General features: G+C 46.7%; 6 protein-coding genes. All 6 read left to right on the forward strand.

Annotation, left to right across the window (positions count from 1 at the left end; genetic code table 11):
• The 6 genes from RT269_RS23320 (at position 1) to RT269_RS23345 (ending at position 6753) form a co-directional block, all read left to right on the forward strand.
• Positions 1 to 1056 (forward strand): ABC transporter ATP-binding protein, encoded by a 1056-nt coding sequence (locus RT269_RS23320; RefSeq protein ID WP_313186211.1) that lies wholly within the window; start codon positions 1 to 3, stop codon positions 1054 to 1056.
• A gap of 43 nt (positions 1057 to 1099) precedes the next feature.
• A complete protein-coding gene (locus tag RT269_RS23325) occupies positions 1100 to 1990 on the forward strand; it encodes an ABC transporter ATP-binding protein (RefSeq protein WP_313186212.1) in 891 nt (296 codons plus the stop codon).
• A 9-nt stretch (positions 1991 to 1999) separates the two neighbouring features.
• Positions 2000 to 3361, forward strand: coding sequence for an amidohydrolase (locus tag RT269_RS23330; protein WP_313186213.1), 1362 nt, complete (start codon positions 2000 to 2002; stop codon positions 3359 to 3361).
• A 54-nt stretch (positions 3362 to 3415) separates the two neighbouring features.
• Complete coding sequence (locus RT269_RS23335) at positions 3416 to 4561, forward strand: amidohydrolase (protein WP_313186214.1); 1146 nt, start codon at positions 3416 to 3418, stop codon at positions 4559 to 4561.
• 662 nt (positions 4562 to 5223) lie between these two features.
• Complete coding sequence (locus RT269_RS23340) at positions 5224 to 5841, forward strand: TetR/AcrR family transcriptional regulator (protein WP_313186215.1); 618 nt, start codon at positions 5224 to 5226, stop codon at positions 5839 to 5841.
• A 186-nt stretch (positions 5842 to 6027) separates the two neighbouring features.
• The gene (locus tag RT269_RS23345; RefSeq protein WP_313186217.1) at positions 6028 to 6753 is read left to right on the forward strand and encodes a LytR/AlgR family response regulator transcription factor; all 726 of its coding nucleotides are present in this window, start codon (positions 6028 to 6030) and stop codon (positions 6751 to 6753) included.
• Positions 6754 to 7122 lie beyond the last annotated feature (369 nt).

The raw sequence follows: 7122 nt of genomic DNA on the forward strand, positions 1-7122 counted from the left end.
ATGAATCAGGAAGAAATCCTCTTAAAGATAAATGGCTTGAAAACTTATTTCTACCAGGCCAGCGGTGTATCCAAAGCAGTGGATGGGGTCAGTTTTTCTTTAAAGCAGGGAAAGACCATGGGAATTGTGGGAGAATCCGGCTCTGGCAAAAGTGTGACAAGCGCTTCTGTCATGCGTTTAATGCCTTCAAAAACCGGCAGGATTGTGGAAGGGGAGATTTTGTTTGCAGGAGAGGATATCCGGAGGTTCACTGAAAAGGAACTCTTAAGGTTCCGGGGAGAAGAATGCTCCATGATATTCCAGAATCCCATGACTTCTCTGGATCCTGTATTTAAGATCGGTTATCAGATGGTGGAAATGATCCGGGCCCATCAAAAAACAGGAAAAAAAGAGGCTTTTGAGATGGCGGTAGAGGCTCTTAAGCTGGTAGGTATCCCGGAGGCAAGAAAGCGGATGGAAGCATATCCCCATGAGCTGTCAGGAGGAATGTGCCAGAGGGTCATCATTGCTATGGCCGTACTTGGAAATCCCAGACTGATCATTGCCGACGAACCCACTACTGCTCTTGACGTAACCGTTCAGGCTCAGGTGCTTTTGCTGCTAAAGGAGCTTCAGAAGAAATTAAACACCGCCATACTTCTGATCACCCATAATATGGGAATCGTCTGGGATATGTGTGATACGGTCATGGTCATGTATGCCGGCACTACTGTGGAGTATGCGGATACAAAAACATTATATTTAGAACCGCTCCATCCGTATACCTGGGGGCTTTTAGACTCAATGCCAAAGCTTAAGAGTTCATCAAAGGAAGCTCTGGTCACGATTCCGGGAATGCCTCCGGATCTCCGGCTTACAGGGGGCTGCTGCAGTTTTTACAATCGGTGCCTTTATGCGGAGGAAATATGCAGACAAAAGGTTCCTCCTCTTTTGGAGGTCAGTCCGGAACATTTTGTGGCCTGCCACAGGCAGACAAAGAACAATCAGTTAATCAGAGGGGAGGTGAACCGCGACGGAACAGAAACAACCGATCTTAAACGTGGAGTCATTAAGTAAAACCTTCGTAATCAAAAGCAGGAGATTTTCAGAGAAAAGTAAAATGCTTCATGCCTTAAGCGAAGTATCCTTTCAGGTGTATGAGGGAGAAACCCTTGGAGTCATCGGTGAGTCAGGCTGCGGGAAGTCAACTCTGGGAAGATGTCTGGTGCAGCTTCATAAGCCCACCGGAGGAAACATCTTCTATGAAGGGAAAGACCTCTGGACCTTAACCGGAGCAGAGAAGGAAAAGGCCCGCCGGAATATTCAGATGATATTTCAGGACCCCTATTCGTCTCTTGATCCAAGAAGGACCGCGGCTTATTCCATTGAGGAAGCCATGACGGCCCATGGACTGGGAGAATCCGCTGGAGACCGGCGGCGGAAGGCTTTGGATTATTTAAGGGAGGTAGGCATGGATATCCAGTACATGGAACGGTATCCACATGAATTTTCAGGAGGACAGAGGCAGAGGATCAATATTGCACGGGCAGTTTCCGTGGAACCAAGAGTGATTGTCTGTGATGAGCCGGTATCCGCACTGGACGTATCCATTCAGGCGCAGGTGCTCAATCTGTTTAAGAAATTACAGGCTGAGCATAAGCTGACTTACATTTTTATTTCTCACGATCTGGGGATTATCAAATATGTCAGTGACCGGATCATGATTATGTATTTGGGGCAGGTGGTTGAATTCCATACATCGGATGGAATCTATAATGAACCTTTGCATCCCTATACAAAAGCTCTGCTTTCCGCCATTCCTCCGGAGAGTCCGTTTGAGAAACGGGACCGCATTCTGCTGGAGGGAGATATTAAAAGCCCTATTGGCGAGCAAAGGGGATGTCCCCTTGCAGGGCGCTGCAGACAATGTATGGAGCGGTGCAGAGAAGAAAAGCCACTGTTAAAGGATACAGGAAGCGGCCACATGGTTGCCTGCTTTCTATATAAATAGGAGGGGAACATGACAAAATCAAAGAGGCTGATTGCTTTGACAGCGAAATATGAGAAGCTGATTTACGAAACTGCAGACTATATCTGGAAGCATCCGGAAACCGGATTCCGGGAGTGGAATACTTCTGCATACATGGAAGAGAAGTTTGAGCAGCTTGGGTACACTTTAAGGAAGGCCGGTGACATTCCAGGATTTTATACTGATTTAGACACAGGAAGACCGGGGCCGAAGATAGCGATTCTTGGAGAACTGGATTCTCTGATCGTAAGAAACCATCCTGAGGCTGATCCTGAAACCTCTTATGTTCATGCCTGTGGTCATCATGCCCAGTGCGCCACTCTCATTGGAGTGGCGGCGGCCTTAAAAGAGCCTGAGGCTCTGGAAGGTATGTGTGGGAGCATTCGTCTGATTTCCGTTCCGGCAGAGGAGCTGATTGAGCTGGGATACCGCAAGGAACTGAGACAAAAGGGGATCATTACATATTTCGGAGGAAAGGTCGAATATATCTACAGAGGGTACTTTGATCAGGTGGATATAGCGATGATGATCCATTCCGGGAAACTTGATGAAGGAAAAGCCCTTGCTGTAAGCAGGGGCAGCAACGGCTGTGTCACAAAAAACATTACCTTTGAGGGAGTTTCTGCCCATGCGGGAGGAGCGCCCCAGGATGGGAAGAATGCCCTGTATGCGGCGACCTGTGCCATCAACGCCGTCAATGCTCTTCGGGAGACGTTTCCTGATGGGGAACACATCCGTTTTCATCCTATTATTACAGAAGCAGGGCTGGCGGTGAATGCCATACCTGAAGTGGCAAGGATAGAGAGCTATGTCAGGGGAGCTTCCTATGAGAGTATTCTGACCTTTAACAATAAAGTGAATCTGGCTGTATCTGGTGCCGCCGCTTCCATGGGCTGTAAGGTGGAAATTGACGATCAACCCGGGTATTTTCCTCTGAACAATGATAAGAACCTTTCTCTGGTCATTGCAGATGCCATGAGAGAGGTCGCAGGTCCGGACAGCGTGGACATGGACGGCAAATGGGGAACCGGGAGCACGGATATGGGGGATTTATCCGCCATTATGCCGGTGGTGCATCCTCATTCGGGAGGTGCTGCGGGGACAGGGCATGGCAGTGATTACTATATTGTGGATAAAGAACTGGCATGCCTAAAGCCTGCCCAGTGTCTGGTTGTGGCCGCAGATATGCTCTTAAAAGATGATGGGGCCCTGGCAAAAAGGGTGATTGAGGAAAGCAGTCCTTATTTCAGTTCAAAGGAGGCGTATCTGGAGGCAATTGACCGGCTCTTCATGAAAAGAGAGGCTGTGGTGTATAACGAGAATGGAACAGTGAGCCTTCACTACTGCAAATAAGAGAAGCAGTTCCGGATAGCCCCGAATAAACAATTTGAAAGGAGATAGAACGCAATGCTTTGTATTAAGAATGGTATGATTCATGATATGGTAAGCCGGGAGGCTTATGAAGGAGATATCCTGATTGATGAGGGAAAAATCATAGAGATCGGTACGGGAATTGACGTTATGGAGGGAACGGAACTATATGATGCTTCAGGCAAGGATCTGTATCCGGGATTTGTGGAAGCGCACTGCCACCTGGGGGTTAGCGGGTATGGGATCGGATTTGAAGGGCAGGATCACAACGAGATGAACGATATCTGCACGCCTCACTTGAGAGGAATCGACAGCTTCAATCCAATGGATCCTTCGGTATATATGGCCGCCAGGGCAGGGGTTACCTGCGTAGGCACAGGGCCTGGGAGTTCCAATGTGCTGGGAGGAACCTTTATGGCGGTGAAAACCACCGGAAAACGGGTGGATTCCATGGTGGTAAAGGATCCGGTTGCCATGAAATGTGCATTTGGAGAGAATCCCAAGCGGTGTTACAGGGATAAGAACAACTTTGCCCGGATGTCTACCGCCGCCAAGCTGCGGGAGATGCTCTTAAAAGCCCTGGATTACAGAGAACGGATAGAAGCCGCCGGAGATGATTTATTAAAAAGGCCGGCTTATGATATGAAGCTGGAAGCATTGCTTCCTGTGCTTGACGGAAGCATTCCCTTAAAGGCACATGCCCATCAGGCCAATGATATCCTGACTGCAATCCGGATTGCCAAAGAATTTAAGGTTCGGATGACATTAGAGCATTGTACCGAAGGCCATTTGATTGCGGATGAGCTGGCAGAGGAAAACTATCCCTGCGCGGTAGGGCCTACCCTGACTCATGCCACTAAATTTGAACTGCAGAACAAGACATTTGATACGCCAAAGATTCTTTCGGAAGCGGGCTGTATGGTTTCCATTATTACTGATTCTCCGGTGATTCCCCAGCAGTACCTGCCTCTGTGCGCCGGACTGGCGGTAAAGGCCGGAATGGATCCATATGAAGCGTTGAAAGCAATTACCATCAATCCTGCCAGACATTTAGGGATCGAAGACCGGGTGGGTTCCTTAGAATGCGGCAAAGATGCGGATATTGTGGTGTATCAGGGGTCTCCCTTGGATTATTCCTCTTCGGTAGAATTGGTATTGATAGATGGAAGGATCATTCACTGATCATGGTTACCGGGAAACACCCAAAAACTCAAAGCGGTAAAAGCCAGGGGTTTTTTATTGAATCAGACCGTAGTCTATACATAAAAGCCACATTAGATTGTTGGGAGAATGATCATTACTGTCATACCGAAGGAAGCTTAGGATGGTTCCACAACTGAATATATATGAAAACGGCCGTATGTTTGAACAGCAGTTCAATGCAGACGGCCGTTTTATCATTATGAGGTTACTATGACCCGTAAGTGGATAATAAAAATATTCAAATTAGGAACAAAAAAACACAAGTTGAGAACAATGTAATTCCAGTAATATCCATTTTATAATATTCTAATTGAGAAAATTCTAAAATAGCGAAATGCTATCCGACAGGGCAGAACCACTGCCTATATAGAGAATGGCTGATGCCTTATTTAAATGTGGCGATGAAAGGATACCGGCATAGAACGGGTATCGACATATGAACGGATACCAGCCTATAACAATAAATTGTAAGTACTTACCTTTTGTTTCGCCGGTCCATGGCATAAAAAGCCGTGGTCATATCAGTCCGGCTTACTGAGGGAAAGGATTCGAACGCATGAAATTACCGACAACCGGACAGGAGGCAATTACCGTTTGCCGGTCATGCGGAAAGTTTAAGCTGGGAACAGGGGGACAAGGTTATGACAGATACAAAGGAACGGATTTTTGGAGAGGCTGCCCGGTTGTTTGCCGAGAAAGGGTATAACGTGACGACTGTGCGCGAGATCGGCGCGGCGGCGGGCATCAGCGATTCGGTTATATACCGGTATTTTGACGGCAAGAGTGCCATACTGGATGGGATCATGGACCGATTTTTTGAAATACTGAAAGGTTACCTGCTGACCCCGGAAAAGGTGGACCCCCTCTTCGGCACGCTTTCACCACGGGAGATTCTGAGACGGTGCTTTCCCAATTTCAAGCAGGAAGATGAGGACTTCATGCGGCGGGCGTACCGCGTACTGTTCATGGAGCAGTTTACGAACGAAAAGGCCGGCACGATTGTTACAAGGGGGTTGCACGATGAAAGCGCGCGGAGCGTTCAGTATATCCTCGACATGCTGATTGAGCGCGGGGAAATCCCCCAATTTGACACGGCCTTTTTTTCACGCCTGTGGACACGGGCTATGTTTTCCATGGCAATGAGCTGGATGTATCGCTCGGACAGTGGGAGCGACGATGTATTGGAGGAATATTACGATTTTCACAGAAAAATGGTCAATATGGCCATAAGCGGTCGTGTCCCAGCAGAGGCTGGCTGATATTTTTTGAGTCCGCGCGAGAGCGGGCGACCGCTATGCAAAGCCCAGACAGACGGCTATAAACATATGTTAATCAGCTGCAGGTGCTGCCTGACCCGTAATATCGACATATACACGGATACCGGCCTATAACAATAAAATGTAAGCGCTTACAAAATAACACTCGAGTGAAAAGGGGGATAAAGCATGATTATTGCAATTTGCGATGATAATGAACGAGAGCTGGAACAATGTAAAAGGCAGTTGGTACAGTTAGCGTCAATTCATCAAGTCAATGCTGTGTTTTCTTTATATCACAAAGGCGAAGAACTGTTGTTATGTCTGCAGGACCCAAAGAAATATCCGGACATTATTTATCTGGATATGAGTATGAGCGGGATGCAGGGGGATAAGGTCGCCGGAAAGCTGAGAGGTCAGGGATATATGGGTGAAATAATATTTTCTACAGTCTCAAAAGATTTTTATACTACGGCGTTTGATGTCAGAGCATTGCACTATGTAGTAAAAGGAGAGACAACGGCAGAAAAATTCGAAGATATTTTCATACGGGCAGTAAAATCCGTACAAGAAAAGCAAACGGAATACATTATGTGCAAAGGTGTCGGTGAATTCCGAAAGATTGAGATTAAAAAGATTCATTACTTTGGAGTTACAAAACGGATTGTGACCGTTTATTACAATAATGGCCAGTTTCATTTCAATTCAACTATAGGAAAAGTTGAATTAAGGTTTAAGGATTATGGCTTTGTAAGAGTCCATAAGTCTTATGTGGCGGCAATATCTCATATCAGAAATATTTCATTTAAAGAAATAACCTTAGATACGGGGGTGGTGCTGCCAGTAGGGAGATATTATTATGCAGGTTTGAAACGGGAAATGGAAATATACTCGGAAGCGGGAACAGTGGTGTAGTTTGGAACAAAAGACTGCTGATTACCCCTGAGACGGCAACAGATCTGTTGCCAGAAGAACCGAATCTCAGGTCCGGAAACAGGATTTGCAAAATGAGCTGCCAGCAGGAGATACAAGAGAATCAGCTGGACGTTCCGATGGTCACTATGAAATAAAAAGAGATATTCTTTTTATTATAATAAAATTTCTTTAAAAGGAGAGAAAGAAGAATGAAGAAGAGACTTACAACAGCATTATTAGCTGGCGCAATGGCAGCAAGCATGGTGATGCCGGCAATGGCAGCCCCTGATCTGGGCGGAGCAGTTCCTGCATCAACCGGCACGGAGGTATGGGCAGGTATTGTTATTGAAGACTTGGATGCAAAAATAA

This window comes from Lacrimispora sp., from assembly GCF_032078915.1.
GTDB lineage: Bacteria > Bacillota > Clostridia > Lachnospirales > Lachnospiraceae > Lacrimispora.

What these genes read in the sequence shown, in the direction of transcription:
- RT269_RS23320 (WP_313186211.1), top strand. Translation starts at nt 1, where the DNA reads ATGAATCAGGAAGAAATCCTCTTAAAGATAAATGGCTTGAAAACTTAT.
- RT269_RS23325 (WP_313186212.1), top strand. Translation starts at nt 1,100, where the DNA reads ATGCTTCATGCCTTAAGCGAAGTATCCTTTCAGGTGTATGAGGGAGAA.
- RT269_RS23330 (WP_313186213.1), top strand. Translation starts at nt 2,000, where the DNA reads ATGACAAAATCAAAGAGGCTGATTGCTTTGACAGCGAAATATGAGAAG.
- RT269_RS23335 (WP_313186214.1), top strand. Translation starts at nt 3,416, where the DNA reads ATGCTTTGTATTAAGAATGGTATGATTCATGATATGGTAAGCCGGGAG.
- RT269_RS23340 (WP_313186215.1), top strand. Translation starts at nt 5,224, where the DNA reads ATGACAGATACAAAGGAACGGATTTTTGGAGAGGCTGCCCGGTTGTTT.
- RT269_RS23345 (WP_313186217.1), top strand. Translation starts at nt 6,028, where the DNA reads ATGATTATTGCAATTTGCGATGATAATGAACGAGAGCTGGAACAATGT.